Origin of the sequence: Bacillus sp. SIMBA_074, from assembly GCF_046534555.1 — a bacterium.
GTDB lineage: Bacteria > Bacillota > Bacilli > Bacillales > Bacillaceae_G > Bacillus_A > Bacillus_A mycoides.
On record NZ_JAWRYM010000293.1, the window covers coordinates 1 to 308 of the forward strand.

At 77.9% G+C, this 308-nt stretch carries 1 protein-coding gene; it reads right to left on the reverse strand.

Annotated features, from left to right (window positions below; genetic code table 11):
- On the reverse strand, positions 1 to 308 hold a 308-nt coding region (locus SB773_RS30910; protein WP_410594061.1), incomplete at both ends, for a gamma-glutamyltransferase.

The window sequence follows — 308 nt, forward strand, 5'->3', positions numbered from 1 at the left end:
GGCGCCCACGGCGCCCGGCACCGCGGCGGCCAGGGATCCGGAGCCGGGAACCAGCTCGAGCCCCTCCGCTCGGTAGTGCTCGGGAGTCGCGGCGGCCGGAGCGGGCCCCTGGCCCGACAGCACGACCGGCGTCGGGTCGCCCGCCGTCGCGAACAGGGCGACCAGGTCGCCGCCCGGCCCGTTCAGGTGCGGCTCCACCACGTGCAGGACGAATGCCGCCGCGACGCTCGCGTCGAAGGCGTTGCCGCCCCGCTCCAGCACGGCCTGCGCGCTGGCCGTGGCCAGCCAGTGCGTCGACGCGCTCATGC